The organism is Pseudomonas sp. AB6, assembly GCF_034314105.1.
Taxonomy (GTDB): domain Bacteria; phylum Pseudomonadota; class Gammaproteobacteria; order Pseudomonadales; family Pseudomonadaceae; genus Aquipseudomonas.
Genome location: NZ_JAVIWJ010000001.1, coordinates 4,871,168 through 4,891,184 on the forward strand (window position 1 = coordinate 4,871,168; position 20,017 = coordinate 4,891,184).

Annotated in this window: 14 protein-coding genes and 1 CRISPR repeat array; of the genes, 13 read left to right on the plus strand and 1 reads right to left on the minus strand. The window is 54.4% G+C overall.

The window, feature by feature from the left end:
• Nucleotides 1-55: 55 nt before the first annotated feature.
• From RGW60_RS22680 to RGW60_RS22710, 7 genes are all read left to right on the plus strand, one after another.
• Nucleotides 56-805 carry a FadR/GntR family transcriptional regulator gene (locus tag RGW60_RS22680; protein ID WP_322206720.1) on the plus strand — a complete coding sequence of 250 codons (750 nt, stop codon included), beginning with the start codon at nucleotides 56-58 and terminating at the stop codon, nucleotides 803-805.
• A gap of 267 nt (nucleotides 806-1,072) precedes the next feature.
• Nucleotides 1,073-1,984, plus strand: a complete 912-nt coding sequence (gene kdgD / locus RGW60_RS22685) for a 5-dehydro-4-deoxyglucarate dehydratase (RefSeq protein ID WP_322206721.1) — start codon at nucleotides 1,073-1,075, stop codon at nucleotides 1,982-1,984.
• Nucleotides 1,985-2,061: 77 nt separating this feature from the next.
• The gene (locus RGW60_RS22690; protein ID WP_322206722.1) at nucleotides 2,062-3,507 is read left to right on the plus strand and encodes an aldehyde dehydrogenase family protein; all 1,446 of its coding nucleotides are present in this window, start codon (nucleotides 2,062-2,064) and stop codon (nucleotides 3,505-3,507) included.
• A 140-nt stretch (nucleotides 3,508-3,647) separates the two neighbouring features.
• Nucleotides 3,648-5,021 carry an MFS transporter gene (locus RGW60_RS22695; protein WP_322206723.1) on the plus strand — a complete coding sequence of 458 codons (1,374 nt, stop codon included), beginning with the start codon at nucleotides 3,648-3,650 and terminating at the stop codon, nucleotides 5,019-5,021.
• A 10-nt stretch (nucleotides 5,022-5,031) separates the two neighbouring features.
• Nucleotides 5,032-6,585: a galactarate dehydratase gene (garD, locus tag RGW60_RS22700; protein ID WP_322206724.1), complete on the plus strand. Its 1,554-nt coding sequence runs from the start codon at nucleotides 5,032-5,034 to the stop codon at nucleotides 6,583-6,585.
• Between the two features lie 197 nt (nucleotides 6,586-6,782).
• Entirely contained in the window at nucleotides 6,783-7,970 is a 1,188-nt protein-coding gene (locus tag RGW60_RS22705; RefSeq protein WP_322206725.1) for a zinc-dependent alcohol dehydrogenase, read from the plus strand.
• Nucleotides 7,971-8,218: 248 nt separating this feature from the next.
• Nucleotides 8,219-8,695: a hemerythrin domain-containing protein gene (locus RGW60_RS22710; RefSeq protein ID WP_322206726.1), complete on the plus strand. Its 477-nt coding sequence runs from the start codon at nucleotides 8,219-8,221 to the stop codon at nucleotides 8,693-8,695.
• Nucleotides 8,696-8,830: 135 nt separating this feature from the next.
• Here RGW60_RS22710 and RGW60_RS22715 read toward each other — a convergent pair whose 3' ends face one another.
• A complete protein-coding gene (locus RGW60_RS22715; protein ID WP_322206727.1) occupies nucleotides 8,831-9,103 on the minus strand; it encodes a hypothetical protein in 273 nt (90 codons plus the stop codon).
• A 412-nt stretch (nucleotides 9,104-9,515) separates the two neighbouring features.
• Between RGW60_RS22715 and cas1f the strand changes: the two genes are divergently transcribed.
• From cas1f to cas6f, 6 genes are all read left to right on the plus strand, one after another.
• The gene (cas1f, locus tag RGW60_RS22720) at nucleotides 9,516-10,493 is read left to right on the plus strand and encodes a type I-F CRISPR-associated endonuclease Cas1f (RefSeq protein WP_322206728.1); all 978 of its coding nucleotides are present in this window, start codon (nucleotides 9,516-9,518) and stop codon (nucleotides 10,491-10,493) included.
• Nucleotides 10,490-13,729 carry a type I-F CRISPR-associated helicase Cas3f gene (gene cas3f / locus RGW60_RS22725; RefSeq protein ID WP_322206729.1) on the plus strand — a complete coding sequence of 1,080 codons (3,240 nt, stop codon included), beginning with the start codon at nucleotides 10,490-10,492 and terminating at the stop codon, nucleotides 13,727-13,729. The genes cas1f and cas3f overlap by 4 nt, the downstream gene beginning before the upstream one ends.
• 63 nt (nucleotides 13,730-13,792) lie before the next feature.
• The gene (csy1, locus tag RGW60_RS22730) at nucleotides 13,793-15,091 is read left to right on the plus strand and encodes a type I-F CRISPR-associated protein Csy1 (RefSeq protein WP_322206730.1); all 1,299 of its coding nucleotides are present in this window, start codon (nucleotides 13,793-13,795) and stop codon (nucleotides 15,089-15,091) included.
• Nucleotides 15,084-16,028 carry a type I-F CRISPR-associated protein Csy2 gene (gene csy2, locus RGW60_RS22735; protein WP_322206731.1) on the plus strand — a complete coding sequence of 315 codons (945 nt, stop codon included), beginning with the start codon at nucleotides 15,084-15,086 and terminating at the stop codon, nucleotides 16,026-16,028. The genes csy1 and csy2 overlap by 8 nt, the downstream gene beginning before the upstream one ends.
• Nucleotides 16,029-16,040: 12 nt before the next feature.
• A complete protein-coding gene (gene csy3, locus RGW60_RS22740) occupies nucleotides 16,041-17,081 on the plus strand; it encodes a type I-F CRISPR-associated protein Csy3 (RefSeq protein ID WP_322206732.1) in 1,041 nt (346 codons plus the stop codon).
• 3 nt (nucleotides 17,082-17,084) lie between these two features.
• The gene (cas6f, locus tag RGW60_RS22745; RefSeq protein ID WP_322206733.1) at nucleotides 17,085-17,648 is read left to right on the plus strand and encodes a type I-F CRISPR-associated endoribonuclease Cas6/Csy4; all 564 of its coding nucleotides are present in this window, start codon (nucleotides 17,085-17,087) and stop codon (nucleotides 17,646-17,648) included.
• A gap of 135 nt (nucleotides 17,649-17,783) precedes the next feature.
• Nucleotides 17,784-19,491: a CRISPR direct-repeat array (repeat unit 28 nt; unit sequence GTTCACTGCCGTATAGGCAGCTCAGAAA).
• The last annotated feature ends 526 nt before the right edge of the window (nucleotides 19,492-20,017 follow it).

The following is a 20,017-nucleotide window of genomic DNA, read 5'->3' on the forward strand; positions in this document are numbered from 1 at the left end:
ACTCGGTTGCGCTATCATGCGCGCTTATAAAGCTTTTTAGAGATTGATGTCGGATATGGATAATCAGAGCCCTGCGCCACGTGTTCGCAGAAAACACCGCAGCCTCGCCCAAGAGTTGGTAACTGATCTCTCCGAGCGGATTCGCGGTGGGCAACTGACACGCGGAGACAAGTTGCCGACCGAGTCGGCAATCATGCAAGAGCAGGGCGTAAGCCGTACGGTGGTACGCGAAGCTATCTCGCGATTGCAGGCTTCCGGTCTGGTGGAAACTCGCCATGGCATTGGCACCTTTGTGCTGGATACCCCGAGCCCGAGTGGTTTTCGTATCGATCCGGCGACCATTGTTACTTTGCGTGATGTGCTGGCGATTCTCGAGTTGCGCATCAGCCTTGAAGTTGAATCGGCCGGATTGGCCGCGCAACGTCGCAGCCCAGAACAACTTGCCGCGATGCGGACTGCGCTGGATGCGTTGATCGAAAGGGCGCAAAACGCCGCTGACGGTGTGTCCTCAGACTTTCAGTTCCATTTGCAGATTGCCCTGTCAACGGGCAACCGTTACTTCGTCGACATCATGACTCACTTGGGCACCAGCATCATTCCACGTACCCGTCTCAACTCCGCACATTTGGCCCATGACGATCAGCAGCAATACATGAGTCGCCTGAACCGCGAGCACGAAGAAATCTTCGAAGCCATCGCCCGCCAAGATTCCGATGCCGCCCGCGCCGCCATGCGCTTGCATCTGACCAATAGCCGCGAACGCCTGCGTCATGCGCATGAAGAGGCACAAAAGCAGCAGGCTTAACCCGGTGTACCCTAACCGCAGGACCGAATTCATCCAGGAAGGTCACGACGCGGCGCGCCATCAGATCACGCTGCCCGCGTTCTTGATGGATGGGTCCACAGAGCATTTGCAATCTTCTACCGGTATTCGATACCTCTGATCGGCGTTGATAATCAAATTTCCAAAATCCAGTTGAGTCATGTTATTTCTAGTTGTACGATGACATACAACATCAGCTGAGAGTTGGTGCGCTTCCTTCCATATTTTGTTGCTCAGGGTGTTCGAATAATGAATCCACAAGAACTGAAGTCCATCCTTTCTGCAGGTCTGCTGTCTTTTCCGGTTACCGATTTCAACGCTCAGGGCGACTTCCACAAGGCCGGCTACATCAAGCGCCTTGAATGGCTCGCGCCCTACGGCGCTACCGCGTTGTTCGCTGCCGGCGGAACCGGTGAGTTTTTCTCCCTCGCAGCCAGCGAATATTCTGAAGTCATCAAGACCGCGGTTGATACTTGCGCCAACAGCGTGCCGATTCTGGCCGGTGTCGGCGGATCGACCCGTCAAGCCATCGAATATGCACAGGAAGCCGAGCGCCTGGGCGCCAAAGGCGTCTTGCTGCTGCCGCACTATTTGACCGAAGCCAGCCAGGACGGCGTTGCCGCCCACGTGGAGGCGGTGTGCAAGTCGGTCAATATTGGCGTGATTGTTTACAACCGTAACGTCTGCCGCTTGACCGCTCCACTGTTGGAGCGTCTGGCCGAGAGCTGCCCGAACCTGATTGGCTACAAAGACGGGCTGGGCGACATTGAACTGATGGTTTCCATCCGTCATCGGCTCGGTGATCGCTTCAGCTACCTGGGCGGCTTGCCGACCGCCGAAGTCTACGCCGCTGCCTACAAAGCGCTGGGCGTTCCGGTGTATTCGTCGGCGGTGTTCAACTTCCTGCCAAAAATGGCCATGGACTTCTACCACGCCGTTGCCCGTGACGATCACGCCACCGTGGGCAAGCTGATCGACGACTTCTTCTTGCCGTACCTGGACATCCGTAACCGCAAGTCGGGTTACGCGGTCAGCATCGTAAAAGCAGGCGCGAAAATCGCCGGTTACGCCGCAGGTCCAGTCCGCACGCCATTGACTGACCTCACCGCAGAAGAGTTTGAAATGCTCGCTGCGTTGATGGACAAGCAGGGCGCTCAATAATAAATATGCACAACCAAGGCCGCTGAGTGATCAGCGGTTCTTGCCTTTAGCTTTTCGTGCTTTTTTGGAGAATGCTCGTGTCTGATTCGAAACGTTTTGATAACTACATTGGTGGCGAATGGGTTGCCGGTTCGACTTATTCCTCCAACATAAACCCATCTGATCTGTCGGATGTCGTCGGCCAGTACGCTCAAGCAGATGTGGCGCAAGTCAACGCGGCTATCGACGCTGCCCGTGCTGCGTTCCCGGCGTGGTCTACTTCTGGCATTCAAGCACGCAGCGATTCGCTGGATAAAGTCGGCAGCGAAATCCTCGCGCGCCGCGAAGAGCTCGGCACCTTGCTCGCCCGTGAAGAAGGCAAGACCTTGCCGGAAGCGATCGGCGAAGTGACCCGCGCGGGCAACATCTTCAAATTCTTCGCCGGTGAATGCCTGCGTATTTCCGGTGACTACCTGCCCTCGGTCCGTCCGGGGGTCAACGTTGAAGTCACTCGCGAAGCGCTAGGCGTGATCGGTCTGATCACCCCGTGGAACTTTCCGATTGCGATTCCGGCCTGGAAAATCGCCCCGGCCCTGGCTTACGGCAACTGCGTGGTGATCAAACCGGCTGACCTGGTGCCCGGTTGCGCGTGGGCTATCGCTGAAATCATCTCCCGCTCGGGCTTCCCGGCTGGCGTGTTCAATTTAGTGATGGGCAGCGGCCGTGTAGTGGGTGACGTGATTGTCAAAAGCCGCAAAGTCGACGGCGTCAGCTTCACCGGTTCCGTCGGTGTGGGTCGTCAGATCGCGGTTGATTGCATTGCGCGTCAAGCCAAAGTACAGCTGGAAATGGGCGGCAAAAACCCACAGGTCATTCTCGACGACGCTGATCTCAAGCAAGCGGTCGAGCTGTCGGTACAGAGCGCGTTCTACTCCACCGGTCAACGTTGCACGGCGTCGAGCCGCTTCATCGTGACCGCTGGCATCCACGACAAGTTCGTTGAAGCCGTGGCCGAGCGCATGCGTTCGATCAAAGTGGGCCATGCACTGAAGGCCGGTATTGATATCGGTCCGGTCGTTTCAAAAGCCCAGCTGGATCAAGACATGAGCTATGTCGCGATCGGTCAACAAGAAGGCGCACGTTTGGTATCGGGCGGTGAATTGGTCACCTGCGACACCGAAGGCTACTTCCTGGCACCAACGCTGTTTGCCGACAGCACCGCCGAGATGCGCATCAGCAAAGAAGAGATCTTTGGCCCAGTGGCGAACATCGTCCGCGTGGCTGACTACGAAGCTGCACTGGCCATGGCCAACGACACCGAATTCGGCTTGTCGGCAGGCATCGCGACGTCTTCGCTGAAATATGCCAACCATTTCAAACGCCATTCGCAGGCCGGGATGGTGATGGTCAACCTGCCAACGGCGGGTGTCGATTACCACGTGCCGTTTGGTGGTCGCAAAGGTTCTTCCTACGGTTCGCGCGAGCAAGGTCGCTACGCGCAAGAGTTCTACACCGTGGTGAAAACCAGCTACATCGGCTCGTAAGTAACGCGAAACCGCTAGGAGCCACCTTGTTGGTGAGGCGTTAGACCTGACACGCCGCCTCGCCAACAAGTTCGCTCCTGAAGAGTTGTACGTAAAAGCTTTACCCGCCCAAAAAAAATAAATAGTGGGAGTACTGTTACATGCCGCACGCCAAGCCGACCCACGTCCGCTATTTGATTCTGCTCATGCTTTTTCTGGTGACCACGATCAATTATGCCGACCGTGCCACCATCGCTATCGCGGGCTCCAGCCTGCAAAAAAGTCTCGGCATCGACGCCGTTACCCTCGGCTTTATCTTTTCTGCGTTTGGTTGGGCCTACGTGGCTGGCCAGATCCCCGGCGGATGGCTACTTGACCGGTTCGGGTCAAAAAAAGTCTATGCCCTGAGCATTTTCACCTGGTCGCTGTTCACCGTGCTGCAAGGCTATGTCGGTGAATTCGGCGTCTCCACGGCCATCGTCGCGCTGTTCATGCTGCGGTTTCTGGTGGGTCTGGCTGAAGCGCCATCCTTCCCAGGTAACGCACGGATTGTCGCGGCCTGGTTTCCTACCGCCGAACGCGGCACTGCGTCGGCCATCTTCAATTCTGCGCAATATTTCGCCACCGTACTGTTCGCCCCGCTGATGGGCTGGATCGTTTACAGCTATGGCTGGCAACACGTGTTTGTGGTGATGGGCGGCGTCGGTGTGGTGTTTTCCGCAATTTGGCTGAAAGTTATCCACAGCCCGCGCAATCACCCGATGATCAACGAAGCCGAGTTCAACCATATTGCCGACAACGGCGGCATGGTCGATATGGATCAGGATAAGGGCAAAGGTGCCAGCGGTGGCCCCAAGTGGGACTACGTGCGGCAGCTGCTGACCAATCGCATGATGCTCGGCGTCTACCTGGGCCAATACTGCATCAACGGCATTACCTACTTCTTCCTGACCTGGTTCCCGGTGTACCTGGTTCAGGAACGCGGTATGACAATCCTGAAAGCCGGCTTCATTGCCTCCCTGCCAGCGATCTGTGGGTTTGTCGGCGGCGTGTTGGGCGGGATCATTTCTGACTACCTGTTGCGCAAAGGCCATTCGCTGACCTTCTCCCGCAAGGTACCGATTATCGGTGGGCTACTGTTGTCGACGACGATTGTCGCGTGCAATTACGTGGACATCGAATGGATGGTGGTCGGTTTCATGGCCCTGGCCTTCTTCGGTAAAGGCGTTGGCGCATTGGGTTGGGCCGTGGTTTCCGATACATCGCCCAAGCAGATCGCCGGTTTGAGCGGTGGTTTGTTCAACATGTTCGGCAACATCGCTTCCATCACTACCCCTATCGTGATCGGTTACATCATCAACTCAACTGGCTCGTTCAAGTGGGCGCTGGTGTTCGTCGGTGCCAATGCGTTGGTGGCGGTGATCAGCTATGTGTTCATTGTTGGTGAAATCAAGCGCGTCGAATTGACAGAACCGTCACCTAAGGGCCTGGCAATCGGCGATGGCGCCAAAAAACTTTCTCAAGCCAAATCCTGAGGAAACCGTGATGAACCTGATTCAACATGCCGATTCGCCACGCTACATTCAGTTGAATGCCCTCGATAACGTGGTTGTCGTGGTCAACGATCAAGGTGTGCCTGCGGGCACCCGGTTCGACAACGGTTTGGTAACGCTGGATAACGTGCCGCAAAGCCACAAGGTCAACTTAGTGGACATCGCCGAAGGGGAGCCTGTTATTCGTTACGGGCACACCATTGGTTTTGCCTTGCAAGCTATCCCGCGTGGCAGTTGGGTCAGGGAAGATCACCTGCGCATGCCGACCGCGCCGCCGCTGGACAGCCTGCCGTTGTCCACTGATGTGCCGGAACAGGGCGAGCCGCTGGAAGGTTTCACTTTCGAAGGTTATCGCAACGCTGACGGCACTGTCGGTACGCGCAATATTCTGGGCATCACTACTACTGTGCAATGCGTCACCGGGGTGCTTGATCATGCGGTCAAGCGCATCCGTGACGAGTTGCTGCCTAAATACCCGAACGTCGATGACGTGGTGGCGCTGACCCACAGTTATGGCTGTGGCGTGGCGATCACGGCAAAAGATGCCTACATTCCGATCCGTACCGTGCGCAACTTGGCGCGTAACCCGAACCTGGGCGGCGAAGCGCTGGTGATCAGCCTGGGTTGCGAGAAATTGCAGCCGGGGCAAGTCATGCACGAAAACGATAGCTCGGTGGACCTCGACGACCCGTGGCTGTATCGGCTTCAGGACTCGAGCCACGGTTTCGTGGAAATGATCGAGCAGATCATGGACATGGCCGAGACCCGCTTGAAGAAACTCGATCAACGTCGTCGCGAAACCGTGCCGGCGTCCGAGCTGATTTTGGGCATGCAATGCGGTGGGAGCGATGCGTTTTCCGGCATCACCGCGAACCCGGCGCTGGGCTACGCCTCGGATTTGCTGTTACGCGCCGGTGCGACGGTGATGTTCTCCGAAGTGACCGAAGTGCGTGATGCGATTTACTTGCTGACCTCGCGCGCGGAAACCGTCGAAGTGGCTCAAGAACTGGTTCGAGAAATGGACTGGTACGACCGTTACCTGGCCAAGGGCGAGGCCGACCGCAGCGCCAACACCACGCCGGGCAACAAGAAGGGCGGGCTGTCGAACATCGTCGAAAAATCCTTGGGCTCCATCGTCAAATCCGGACGCAGCGCGATCAACGGGGTGCTTGGACCTGGCGAACGCTTCACGCGCAAAGGACTGATTTTCTGTGCAACGCCGGCCAGTGATTTTGTCTGCGGTACGTTGCAGCTGGCGGCCGGGATGAATCTGCATGTATTTACCACCGGACGCGGAACGCCGTATGGCTTGGCAATGGCGCCAGTGGTGAAGGTGTCGACGCGCACCGAGCTGTCCCAGCGTTGGCCAGACCTGATCGATATCGATGCAGGGCGCATCGCCACCGGGCGCGCCAGCATCGAAGAGTTGGGTTGGGAGTTGTTTCACTTCTACCTGGACGTCGCCAGTGGCAGGAAAAAAACCTGCGCCGAAGCGCTACGCCTGCACAACGACATCACTTTGTTCAACCCGGCGCCGATCACCTGACGCCTGTGATCGATTAGCCCTAATGCATCGTGAGAATTCGCTGTCGCACAATCTGTATAGATGGACATAGCTCGGTTTCTCCCGCCGGTCCTTACCTCTGAACTTTAGCCAATATGCTGGCCTCCCTATTCTGTTGAGGCCACTCTGACGCGGCCTCCCTTTTGGCACTGCATATTTGCATAACCAGGGAGCACCCCATGCGAGCACTTACCTACCACGGCGCCCATGACGTAAGGGTTGATAACGTTCCAGATCCGGTCCTCAAAGACGCGGATGACATCATTTTGAAAGTCACGGCCACCGCTATTTGCGGGTCTGATTTACACCTCTATCGGGGAAAAATTCCCGCCGTGGAACATGGCGATATCTTCGGTCATGAATTCATGGGGGTTGTTGAGGAAGTGGGTTCTCAAGTTACGGCAGTGAAGCCAGGCGATCGGGTTGTAATTCCTTTTGTGATCGCGTGCGGCAGCTGCTTTTTCTGTCAGCAAGATCAGTTCGCAGCGTGCGAAACCACCAATACCGGACGCGGTGCGATTCTGAATAAAAAGTCAATTCCGCCTGGTGCGGCCTTATTTGGATTCAGTCATTTATACGGCGGCGTGCCAGGCGGCCAGGCTGAGTATGTGCGGGTGCCGAAGGCCAATACTGGGCCCTTCAAGGTGCCGGGTACGTTGGCTGACGAGAAAGTACTGTTCTTGTCCGATATTTTGCCTACCGCGTGGCAGGCCGTGTTGAACGCTGGTATCGGCAAGGGCTCCAGTGTTGCGATTTATGGCGCGGGACCGGTGGGGTTGCTTAGTGCGGCCTGCGCCAAGATGTTAGGTGCTGAAAAGATTTTCATGGTGGACCATCACCCGTACCGCCTGGAATACGCGCAGAGCACTTACGGCGTTATCCCGATCAACTTCGATGACGACGATGATCCCGCCGACACCATCATTCGCCAAACCCCGGGGATGCGCGGCGTGGATGGTGTGATCGATGCCGTGGGTTTTGAGGCCAAGGGCAGCACCACTGAAACGGTGTTAGCCACCCTCAAACTCGAAGGCAGCAGCGGCAAAGCCTTGCGTCAGTGCATCGCCGCCGTACGTCGTGGCGGTACGGTGAGTGTTCCGGGGGTCTACGCGGGATTTATCCATGGCTTCCTGTTTGGCGACGCCTTCGATAAAGGCCTGACATTTAAAATGGGCCAGACCCATGTGCAGCGTTATCTACCTGAGCTGCTGGAACACATCGAAAGCGGCGCGCTGACACCAGAGGCCATCATCACGCATCGGATGTCTCTGGAAGATGCAGTGGAGGGCTACAAAATCTTCGACAAAAAACAAGAGGATTGCCGCAAGGTGATTTTGACCCCGGGCATGAGTTCGCAAGCCAGCTAGTTTTGGTCAGCTCTGAGTTAACAGCGTGACGGCAATATGCACTGTTTTTGTGAGGTGTGTTCATGCAAATTGCACGGAGCTGCTCGATAAGTGATTTGTATAAGCGTTTGTTTTTATTGGTGATTAATCTTTAGTCGGAGCGGGCACGGAAGATGCTGTAAGCCTCCAGTGAGCTTCTAGCTCCGCCCTTTATCAATTCGGGCCAGGCGATCGTATTTATGAGTTGCCAGCCTTTTTGGAGAACCGTGATGAATGCTATCGACATGCTTGTTCAAGACCATGTACGGGTCAAAGAAATTCTTACTCAACTGAGTGAGTCTTCAGAGCGCGCCCTTAAAAAACGCGCCGATCTGTTGACTAAATTGGAGATGGAGTTGGTTATCCATACCCAGCTCGAAGAGGAAATTCTTTACCCTGCGTTTAAAGCTGCGGGCAGTAAGGAACAGGACATTATGTATTACGAAGCCAAGGAAGAGCACCGTACCGTCGATTCCCTGGTGCTGCCGGATTTGAAAGCTACCGACCCCGGCACGCCTGAATTCGCTGGGAGAGTCAAAGTGATAAAGGAACTGCTGGAACACCACATCGAAGAAGAAGAGGAGGAAATGTTTCCTCAGTGCGAAGAACTTTTAGGAAAAGAAAAGCTGGACGAAATTGGCAAGGAGATGGAAGTGCTGAAGGCTCAACTGAAGAAGTCGTTGATGGCCGATATGAAGGCAGCATGACAGGTGGATTTTCAAAAGGGCGCTCACTGAGCGCCCTTTTTTATAGTGATCGAATCAAAGCCCGTTCTGCTAGATGGAATCTTCGCTATGGACAGACGCTAGGCGCTTCACTCCGCGAACGAATAGGTTAAGTCTTCAATTGCTCTGAATTTTTTGCATCGCTTGGGTCGTTAATGAAATGCACTCGCGAACACCGTCATCGCTATTTCGAGCGAACGCCGCTTCGGCTCGGTGAAGGGTCGAGTCGATGTCACCCCTTAGCTGATCGTTCATTCCCTGATTACTGGACTGGGCATCTCTGACTTTCTGCAAGTTGATCTGACAGAGACTACTTTCGTTCCCCGCAAAAACCGGGAGCGTCAACGTGGTAGCGGTTAGGAACAATCCAATCAGTACACAACGCTTCATGGAAACTCCAATGACATGACGGCCAAGTGGCCTGAGCGGTTTTGATTATAGCGTGTTGAGTTCGGTTCCCTGCAGGGTGCTGAATAGTTGAGGTAAAAAAGCGCGAGATAGCGTTGGGTAGAGGTAAGGCCGTAGTTGTTGTTTTTGGGTCCCGTGCATCGTTTTGAGTTTTTTTCGGCTGAAGAATCTCGCCCATTCGTTTATCGGGTGTAACATCAGTGAGCGGTAAAGTGCACGCCAGGTTTCTGGTAAATAGTTTGCTTAAACAGAATTTTTCCCCGCTCTGGCTAACCCAAGTCAATGCCTACCCCCTGGATCGCAAGCTCGCGGGGTTGTCGGCGTTGTAATTCCTGTTGTGCAGTTCTTCTTCCTCTGTAGTCTCAGTGAAGGTTTCAATAACCTAGGTGTGTACATGGATGACTTAAACGCATCAGACTTGAAATCGATCCTGCACTCCAAGCGCGCCAATATTTACTACCTCGAATATTGTCGGGTTTTGGTTAATGGCGGGCGTGTCGAGTATGTGACGGATGAAGGTAAGCGTTCGCTGTACTGGAATATCCCTATTGCCAACACCACGACAGTGCTACTGGGGACAGGAACATCTGTCACCCAAGCTGCGATGCGCGAACTGGCTAAAGCGGGTGTGCTGGTTGGGTTTGCGGGTGGGGGCGGTACGCCCCTGTTCAGCGCTAATGAAATCGATATCGAAGTGGCCTGGTTTTCACCGCAAAGTGAGTACCGCCCTACCGAATATCTTCAGTACTGGGTGCGTTTTTGGTTCGATGATGAGTTACGCCTAGAAGCAGCCAAAGCATTTCAACGCCTACGTCTGGAGCGAGTCAGGCAGCATTGGCTGACCAACCGTCCGCTCAAAGAGGCGGGCTTCCAAATTGATGCTGCAACCTTGGATGCTGCGCTGCAGCAGTCCCTTATGTACCTAAATGCGGCGCCGGATCACACTTTTTTGCTTACCGAGGAAGCGCGGCTGACTAAGCTGCTGTTCAAACTAGCGGCGCGCGCCATGAAATATGGCGATTTTGTTCGCGCCAAACGTGGCAGCGGTAACGATCCTGCTAATCGCTTTCTTGATCATGGTAATTACCTGGCCTATGGTTTGGCCGCCACCGCAACTTGGGTGCTTGGCTTGCCTCACGGCTTGGCGGTTTTACATGGCAAGACGCGCCGTGGCGGATTGGTGTTCGATGCAGCGGACTTGATCAAGGATGCGATGATTTTGCCTCAAGCTTTTATTTCCGCCATGCGCGGGGATGATGAGCAGGAGTTTCGCCAAGCCTGCATTGAAAGCCTGACCCGTAACGAGGCTCTAGACTTCATGATTGACAGCCTTAAAGCCGTGGCGCAGCAGTTGGGGAATTCGCAGAAGTGAATGTTTTGCTGATCTGCCAATGCGATAAACGAGCTTTAAATGAGAGTCGTCGTATTCTCGACCAGTTTGCCGAACGCCGTGGCGAACGTACTTGGCAAACACCGATTACTCAGCAAGGTCTCGACACTCTGCGGCGGTTACTAAGGAAGACAGCCCGGCGAAATACCTCTGTCGCCTGTCATTGGATTCGCGGCCGTGACCATAGCGAAATGCTGTGGATAGTTGGAGATGCTAGCCGTTTTAATGCCCAAGGTGCGGTACCGACCAACAGTACCGAGCGCGACGTGTTGCGGAGCCAAAATGAAAATGACTGGCATACCGGTGAAGACATCCGTCTGTTGGCTGGGCTGGCATCTTTGTTCCATGATTTTGGCAAGGCCAGTCAAGCTTTTCAGAACAAACTCAGCAGTAAAAAACCACTTGCCGATGCTTATCGGCATGAGTGGGTGTCTCTGCGTTTGTTTCAAGCCTTTGTGGGAAATGATAGCGATGAGGCCTGGTTGCAACGTCTTGCCTCTTTGACGAACGGCACAGAAGATAAAGGCTGGCAGGAGCGCTTACTAACACTGCGCGATGGCCTCAGCACACCCTCACCGCGTAGCCCCTTCAATATTTTGCCGCGTCTGGCTCGGGCCATCGGTTGGTTGATCCTCAGTCATCATCGTTTACCGGTGCAGCCTTATGACGAAGTGTTGCATTCACAAACACTGAAAAACCTGCCTCACGGAATAACGTCAGAATGGAACGCCGCTCGTCTTCAGGCTGATTTAAAGGAAAAAACTGCCTGCTGGACCTTTAAAAACTCGCTCCCGCTCGCTAGTAAACATTGGTGTGAGCACGCCGCCAAGCTAGCTGAACGCATGCTGGCGCGCACCGGCTTCAGTACGACGGATTGGTTGGTAAACCCCTACGTTACCCATGTTTCTCGATTAATTTTGATGCTGGCTGATCATCACTACTCCAGTGAACCCTCGCACCCACGTTATGGCGATGCCGATTATCCGTTGTTCGCCAATACTGACCGCGAGACGGGGCAGTTGAAACAGCGATTGGATGAGCATCTGATCGGTGTTGCGGTACACAGTGGGCGTATTGCACACAGCTTGCCGCAGTTAGAGCGCCGGTTGCCGAGTATTGCCCGGCACAAAGGCTTTAAACGACGCAGTGCCGATGAGCGTTTTCGCTGGCAAGACAAAGCCTACGACCTCGCTACCGCGCTACAAGTACGTTCTGCCCAGCAGGGCTTTTTCGGCGTCAACATGGCCTCTACCGGGTGCGGCAAAACGTTGGCTAATGGCCGGATTCTTTACGGCTTGTCTGATCCGCAGCGTGGGGCACGTTTCTCTATCGCACTGGGCCTGCGTAGCCTGACTCTGCAAACCGGTCAGGCCTACCGTGATCGATTGAAATTGGGCGACGACGATCTGGCTGTTGTGGTCGGCGGTATAGCGATCAAAGAACTTTTCGACCGCGCCAGAGGGTCGCTGGATCGTAGCGGCTCAGAATCGGCCGAGCAGCTTCAGGACGACGACAGTTATGTGCATTACCAAGGCAGCCTTGAGGAGGGCGCGCTGAAAAACTGGTTAGGCAAAAACTCCGCCGCACAGCGTATGCTCGATGCTCCCGTTTTAGTCTGCACGGTCGATCATTTGATTCCTGCCACCGAAGGTACGCGGGGTGGACGTCAGATCGCACCGATGTTGCGGCTGATGACCGCTGATTTGGTGCTGGACGAACCCGATGATTTTGACCTTAACGACTTGCCCGCGTTGAGTCGTCTGGTTTACTGGGCTGGCTTGCTTGGCAGCCGGGTACTATTGTCTTCGGCAACGCTGCCGCCGGCTTTGATTCAGGGACTGTTCGCCGCATATCTGGAAGGGCGCCGCTCTTTTCAAACCAACAGAGGAGTGCCCGGCCAGCGGTTAAACGTCTGTTGCGCATGGTTTGATGAGTTCGCCGCAGAGGCGAGTGAGCACATGGTTTCCGAGTCTTTTACTGATGCTCACAGCACTTTTGTGGGCAAACGCATTGCCAAGCTAAGGCAGGCTGAAGTACGTCGATTGGCGCAGATTCAGCCAGTGCCGATAACCGTGAGCGGCGCCCCAGAAATACGCAACGAGCTAGCAACTCACCTGCACCGCATGCTCCATCAGTTGCACCGGGAGCATCACAGTGTCGATCCGGTCAGCCAAAAGCGCGTCAGTTTTGGCTTGCTGCGCATGGCTAATGTCGACCCGATGATTGATGTCGCTCAGGCCTTGTTCAAATTAGGTGCCGAGGCAGGTTGCCGAATTCATCTGTGCTGTTATCACGCACGCCACCTGTTATTGATGCGTTCTGCTATCGAAAGGCGTCTTGATCGGTTGTTAAATCGTCACGATCCAGACGCTGTATTTGCCGACGTTGAGTTACGAGCCTGGCTGGATGCGAGCCCCGAGCCAGAGCAGATTTTTGTAGTGCTGGCGTCACCGGTCGCAGAGGTCGGGCGCGATCACGATTACGACTGGGGTATCGTTGAACCGTCCTCTATGCGCTCGATTATTCAGCTGGCTGGACGCATTCGGCGGCACCGTCCGGGGCCGTGTCAGTCAGCCAATGTGTATCTGCTGGAGCGCAACGTAAAAGCGTTAGAGGGGAGAGCGCCAGCTTTCTGCAGGCCTGGATTTGAGAGCCCTGAATTTATGCTTGCCAGCCACAACCTAAGTGACGTGTTGAGCGTGGAGCAACTGAACATGATTGACGCGCGGCCACGGATTGCCGAGCGAGCGGAGTTGCAACCGCGCAGTAACCTGGTTGACCTGGAGCATGTGCGACTTAGGGCATTGATGCTCGGTGAAAGCACGAAGTCAGGCTTCCCGGTGCCGCTTTGGTGGCAAACGCGGGCGGCGCTGTCTGGCGAGTTGCAGCGTAAACAGCGCTTTCGCGATGACCCGCTGGGGCATCAGCGCTATGTTCTACAGCCAGACGAAGATGAAGTGTTGAATTTCAAATTTCAGCAGGAAGATGGGCAATTAATTTCTGCGAATAACTTGCTAGAGAATTTCCCGCTGCAGTTCGGGCCACGCATTGGCTTCTGGGGAGAGCCGGATTACCTGACAGAGCTAAGCCAATTAGCCGACGAAAGAGATCTAGAACTTGCTGCCTGTGCACTACGGTATGGCGTGATTGATTTGGCCAAAAGTAACGCTGACAGGGGCTGGCGCTATCATCCCGCACTTGGATTTAGGGGGTTCTAACGCGAGAAACAAAAATGAGCGGCCAAAACCTCTAATGGAATAAGTAAGGAAACGCATCGGATTATGGAAAACTCAGCGGATATAAGTGAGATCAACGCCCTTAAAGCGCTGATCCATGGATTTATTCAAGAACGCTTACAAGCTAAGTTGGAGAAGCTAGGCGAAGGCGAGCAAGACAAATATCAGCAATTACTTGAAGCCCATCGGCCAGAGGTTTGGTTGCACGATGCTGCCCGTCGAGTTGGGCAGATTCAGTTGGTCAATTTTGGCCTCAAATTCACCCACCCCGATGCGCGCGGTAGTAGCGTGTATTTGCGCGATAGCGTGCAAGCCTCAACATTGCTGGGTACCCACAGTCTGGGCAGTGATCGTGATGATGACGTGGTTGGTAACGCCGCAGCATTGGATGTGTATAAGTTTCTCAAGCTGGAGCATGCAGGCAAAAGCCTGTTGCAGCGGGTTCACGAAGGCGACATCGCGTTAATCGCCGCATTGTCCAATCAGCCTGAGCAAGCTGCCGAATGGTTGCAGGCCTTCGCCGGTATCGTAGAAAGCAAAGGGCATCCGACCTCACACCGACTGGCTAAACAACTCTACTTCCCGCTGCCCGACGGCGGTTATCACTTGCTGGCCCCTTTGTTCCCCACCTCGTTGGTGCACCGTGTTTACGGCGATATCCAGCGTGACCGCTTTTCCGATGAGGCCAAGGCTGCACGCATGGCATACAAAGATAAGCGCCCTTGGGCGCACGGTTATCGGGAGTATCCGAATCTGGTCATTCAGAATTTCGGTGGCACCAAGCCGCAAAATATCAGCCAGCTCAATAGTGAGCGGCGTGGCGAGGCTTACTTGCTGCCGTCGTTGCCGCCTACTTGGCGCCGATCAGGGCTCAAGCCGCCTACTCAAGTATCGTCAATATTTGTCGGCTGGTTTTCTCGGCGTCCGCATGTGCGTGAACAGAGCAAGGCTTTGCGTGAATTCCTCGCCCGGACTGAACGCAATAATCTGGCCATTCGCGAGGTTCGCCGACAACGGGTCGCAGCGTTGTGCGATGAAGTATTGCAGTGCGCCGCCGAATTGCATGAATTGCCCGGCGGTTGGAGTGCTGCCAGTGACTGTCAACTGGACAGTGTCGAAGCGCTCTGGCTCGACCCCCATCGAGGGCGAACGGATGAGCATTTTGCCAGCCTGCGGCGTCGTGGTGACTGGGCTGAGGAAGTGTGCTCGCGTTTCGCCAAATGGCTGAATGCGACATTGCACAGCGAGAACAAGACGATGGGTGATGGCGAGTATCAGCAATGGGTTAGCGACCTTGATGCCGAATTAAAAATGATCCGCCTAGAGGTTGCCGACGATGAATAATGCGCCCCAAGGCCTGCTGTTATTACCCCGCTTGTACGTGCAAAACGCCAATGCCATTTCCAGCCCCTTAACTTGGGGTTTTCCTGGACCCAGTGCGTTTACCGGATTTGTCCACGCGCTCGGGCGTCGGATCGCCAGCGAGTTTGATCTGCAGTTAGATGGGGTCGGAATCATTTGCCACAGGTATGAACCGCAGGTGTTTCAACCTGCGGGGCGGCGTACGCGGGTTTTCAGCTTGAGTCGCAACCCGATTGATAAAGACGGCAAAACCGCTGCCATTGTTGAAGAAGGTCGCGCCCATTTCGAGGTCAGCCTGCTGATCGGTGTGAATGGCGGTGAGTTGTTCGAGGGCAAGGATGTTTTAGTCGAGGTCGCCGAGCGGATCTTCCGCATCGCTGCTGGCTTGCGCTTGGCGGGAGGCAGCATTCTGCCCAATCCGAATGGGCGGCATTATTCGCCGCGTTTACAGTTGTGGCCTGAAGATCCCGCTGATGCCCGCACCCAGTCACGCAAGCTGCGTCGTCAAATGTTGCCAGGCTTCGCGTTGGTTGAGCGCCAAGACTTAATGGCGGCGCAAGGGACAAATCCGTTGGAGGCGCTACTGGATGTATCGAGGTTGAACTTCGAGCCGGAAGCGCCGGACCCACAAACGCCACAAACTGCTAATTGGAACCTGCGCCGCAAGCCCGGCTGGTTGGTGCCAGTGCCGCTTGGCTACGCGGCAGTATCACCCTTGTATGCCGCGGGCGTGGTTGCCAATGCGCGAGATAACCAAACCCCTTTTTGCTTCACTGAAAGCCTGCTTGGCCTGGGCGAGTGGTTAAGCCCACACCGCATCGACAATTTGCTTGATTTGCTTTGGTATCACCGCGCCGATGCAACTAACGGGTTATACCGCTGCAGCAACGACTTTTCTCCTCCGCAAATCCATGCATAAGGAAACTGCACAGTGGCTAAAATTGAATTAAAAACTGCATCCGTTCTGGCTTTTGAACGCAAGCTGGACCCGTCTGATGCGCTATTCAGTGCTGGACGTTGGGATGATCGCTCGGCGGCCACTCAGTGGCCAGCCATCGCAGTTCGTGAAAAATCAGTGCGCGGCACCATCTCCAACCGTCAAAAAAGCAAAGACCAAGATCCTGCCAAGCTGGATGCCTCGATTCAGTCGCCTAATCTGCAAACCGTCGATGTCGCCACACTGCCTAATGATGCTGACACCTTGCGCGTACGTTTCACCCTGCGCGTACTCGGTGGTGCCGGGACACCTTCAGCGTGCAACAACGTTGAATATCAGCAGCAATTAACAGCCACAGTACAAAGCTACGTAAGTAATCACGGGTTTAAAGAGCTCGCTCGGCGTTATGCCCTTAACTTGGCTAACGCGCGTTTTCTTTGGCGCAACCGTATGGGCGCCGAAGTCATCGAGGTACAAGTGCGGCACAAGCGTGAGGGTGGCGATGCGGCACTTTGGACCTTTGATGCCTTGAGTTTGCCATGGCGTGATTTTGAAACGACAGGCCAAGCGACCGAAAGCCTGGCAGAGCTGGCCGCCGTGATCGAAAACGGTTTGGCCGGTAACGATTATGTCTTGCTCGACATTACCGCCTTTGCGCGTATCGGCGATGGCCAAGAAGTGTTTCCCTCTCAAGAGTTGATTCTTGATCGTGGGGACAAGAAGGGGCAAAAGAGCAAAACGCTTTACCAGGTCAGTGATGTCGCCGCCATGCACTCACAGAAAATCGGCAATGCTCTACGCACCATCGACACCTGGTATCCAGACGAGAACGGTCTTGGCCCTATCGCCGTGGAACCCTACGGCTCAGTCACGTCTCAAGGCAAAGCGTATCGCCAGCCAAAGCAGAAGCTGGATTTTTATACCTTGCTGGACAACTGGGTGCTTAAAGAACAGGTGCCGGAGGAGGGGCAGCAGCATTTTGTCCTTGCCACCCTGATTCGGGGTGGTGTTTTCGGTGACAGTGACAAGGGCTAAGCCATGGACCACTACCTTGATATTGGTTTGCGACCTGATCCGGAGTTTTCGCCGACGCACCTGATGAACGCTCTATATGCCAAGCTGCATCGTGCACTGGTGGGGTTTCAAAACCCGGCTATTGGCATCAGTTTTCCAGATGTACAACCGGCGCGTCCGGCGCTGGGTGAGCGTCTGCGTTTACATGGTTCAGCCGCATGCTTGCAGCAGTTGCTGGCGCAGCCCTGGCTGACTGGCATGAGCGATCATGTGCAGCTAGGTGACGTGACGGACGTGCCCGACGAGGTGCAATACCGAAATGTCTGCCGAATTCAGGTCAAGAGCAGCGCGGAACGCTTGCGTCGGCGGCTGATGCGGCGCCATGGACTGACGGCAGAAGATGCCCGGCAACGTATCCCGGATAACGTAGAGCGTAGCCTCACCTTGCCCTTTATCAGCTTGCGCAGCCAAAGTACTGATCAGGCCTTTCGACTGTTTATCCAGCACGGACCGTTACAAAAAAATCCAATAAACGGCACGTTCAATGCTTATGGTCTCGGTAACGGAGCAACCATTCCTTGGTTTTAGATAATTACCCTTTTTTATTTCGCTGGACCGATGCGATATAAATCAGCGGTCTATGGCGGCCACTAAAAAAAGGGTAAATCGCGGTTAACGGACGTTAATCCCTCAAGAACAAAGTGTTATGCATTTTAAGGGCTAGTTCACTGCCGTATAGGCAGCTCAGAAAAAATGAACGGCTTCGAAGATTCAGCACAGGAAGTTCACTGCCGTATAGGCAGCTCAGAAAAGTCGTAGTCGATGTTGTGGCCGATGATGTACGTTCACTGCCGTATAGGCAGCTCAGAAAGAGGACGAGCGATTAGCAAGGCTACTGGCTCGGTTCACTGCCGTATAGGCAGCTCAGAAAATTCCCCTTTCGCCGACTTAGCAAGCTCGTAAGTTCACTGCCGTATAGGCAGCTCAGAAAGTTTACTATGCGCAGCTCTGCGTCACAGCACGGTTCACTGCCGTATAGGCAGCTCAGAAAAGCTACAAAGAGGCTTTAGTGCTTGCGCAGGCGTTCACTGCCGTATAGGCAGCTCAGAAATCCTAGCAACTGCAACTCGTTTTCACGAGGCCGTTCACTGCCGTATAGGCAGCTCAGAAAGATCACCGACTGCAATCCATTCGCTCATAACTGTTCACTGCCGTATAGGCAGCTCAGAAATTTGCGTAGATTGATGTCATGCCAGCACCCCAGTTCACTGCCGTATAGGCAGCTCAGAAAAGCCACGCTAGCGCTTAACCATGACAACCCGCGTTCACTGCCGTATAGGCAGCTCAGAAAAGCTTGAAGCCGCGTCGGAGCCCGACCACAGGGTTCACTGCCGTATAGGCAGCTCAGAAAATACGGACTGCCTGAATGGCAATTCCAATTTTGTTCACTGCCGTATAGGCAGCTCAGAAAAGATGGACCAAGAGCGCGGCGTTGAACAGATTGTTCACTGCCGTATAGGCAGCTCAGAAAGCAACGCACTGGTCAAAATTAGTAGTGCCAGTGTTCACTGCCGTATAGGCAGCTCAGAAAAACCATAAACCCAATTATTTAGGCTGCGGAATGTTCACTGCCGTATAGGCAGCTCAGAAAAGATGCGCATCGGGCAGCTCCGAGGCTTGCAAGTTCACTGCCGTATAGGCAGCTCAGAAAGAACTGGAACTGCTTCGCCGCCGAGCTAGATAGTTCACTGCCGTATAGGCAGCTCAGAAAGTTCGAGCAAGTCGATGCATTCGTGTAGGTACGTTCACTGCCGTATAGGCAGCTCAGAAAAGCTAGATGTGGCCTTGTCTCGCTATTGCAGCGTTCACTGCCGTATAGGCAGCTCAGAAAAAAGCCGCTTCGCGGCGCAGCTGACACATCTCGTTCACTGCCGTATAGGCAGCTCAGAAAACGCAAACCGTCTTGAACTTTACGAATGTATTGTTCACTGCCGTATAGGCAGCTCAGAAAGCGACTGACTCGAACATGGTCAACTGCATCTGGTTCACTGCCGTATAGGCAGCTCAGAAAGGAGACATGGTTCGCATGAAAAAGGGAGCAGAGTTCACTGCCGTATAGGCAGCTCAGAAAAGATGCATATTGGGCAGCTCCGAGGCTTGCACGTTCACTGCCGTATAGGCAGCTCAGAAAATGCAGCCGCGAGCTCCGGCTCAGTTTTTGGGGTTCACTGCCGTATAGGCAGCTCAGAAAAACAGAACATGTCAGTGACAACATTCCAAAGGGTTCACTGCCGTATAGGCAGCTCAGAAAATATCAGCGATTTACCTCGAATGAGAGCGTCAGTTCACTGCCGTATAGGCAGCTCAGAAATCTACCAGTTGCCAGATTTCGGCGCCTGAGTAGTTCACAGCCGTATAGGCAGATTAAAAAATCTGACTCGTCATACGCAAATGAGGTCGCGGGGCCATTCCCGCCTATTTCAGCCTTCGGTAGCATATTCCGACAGAATCCGTGTTCGCCGCGCGCCAGCGCGGCATCTTCTAAACGGACGCGGCTAGACAAACTGTTTCATTGCGGCCTAAAACGCCAAAAGCCCGCTTTTTAGGGCGGGCTTTTGGCTTGGGTTTGGTGGAGCCGGGGTAATTTGAATTCGTTTTATAAGTTATTGGTTTATAAGAATTTATATGGGTTTAAATTTTATTTTGGAATACCAATTGGAATGCGGAGTTCCGCTTGACCACCTGTTTGCATTCGATCTGACCAGCATAGGCCGGGGATGTCTACCGGAGCAGGGGTAGTCCAATCTGCCAATACATCGAGTACTAGCAAACCGCATGATGCATGGGCGGTAGAGGTATTCGCAGCCTGGCAGTATTAGAGATATCTCACGCCGACACAGCTTGCACTAACCCACCTCATCGCCCCTTGCCACCACGCCAGGGGCCCCCTGCTCAGT

Excerpts from the sequence above, each read along its gene's own strand:
- cas6f (WP_322206733.1), top strand. The coding sequence starts at position 17,085 with ATGGACCACTACCTTGATATTGGTTTGCGACCTGATCCGGAGTTTTCG.
- cas1f (WP_322206728.1), top strand. The coding sequence starts at position 9,516 with ATGGATGACTTAAACGCATCAGACTTGAAATCGATCCTGCACTCCAAG.
- RGW60_RS22705 (WP_322206725.1), top strand. The coding sequence starts at position 6,783 with ATGCGAGCACTTACCTACCACGGCGCCCATGACGTAAGGGTTGATAAC.
- RGW60_RS22710 (WP_322206726.1), top strand. The coding sequence starts at position 8,219 with ATGAATGCTATCGACATGCTTGTTCAAGACCATGTACGGGTCAAAGAA.
- RGW60_RS22695 (WP_322206723.1), top strand. The coding sequence starts at position 3,648 with ATGCCGCACGCCAAGCCGACCCACGTCCGCTATTTGATTCTGCTCATG.
- kdgD (WP_322206721.1), top strand. The coding sequence starts at position 1,073 with ATGAATCCACAAGAACTGAAGTCCATCCTTTCTGCAGGTCTGCTGTCT.
- garD (WP_322206724.1), top strand. The coding sequence starts at position 5,032 with ATGAACCTGATTCAACATGCCGATTCGCCACGCTACATTCAGTTGAAT.
- csy2 (WP_322206731.1), top strand. The coding sequence starts at position 15,084 with ATGAATAATGCGCCCCAAGGCCTGCTGTTATTACCCCGCTTGTACGTG.
- csy1 (WP_322206730.1), top strand. The coding sequence starts at position 13,793 with ATGGAAAACTCAGCGGATATAAGTGAGATCAACGCCCTTAAAGCGCTG.
- RGW60_RS22680 (WP_322206720.1), top strand. The coding sequence starts at position 56 with ATGGATAATCAGAGCCCTGCGCCACGTGTTCGCAGAAAACACCGCAGC.
- RGW60_RS22715 (WP_322206727.1), bottom strand. The coding sequence starts at position 9,103 with ATGAAGCGTTGTGTACTGATTGGATTGTTCCTAACCGCTACCACGTTG.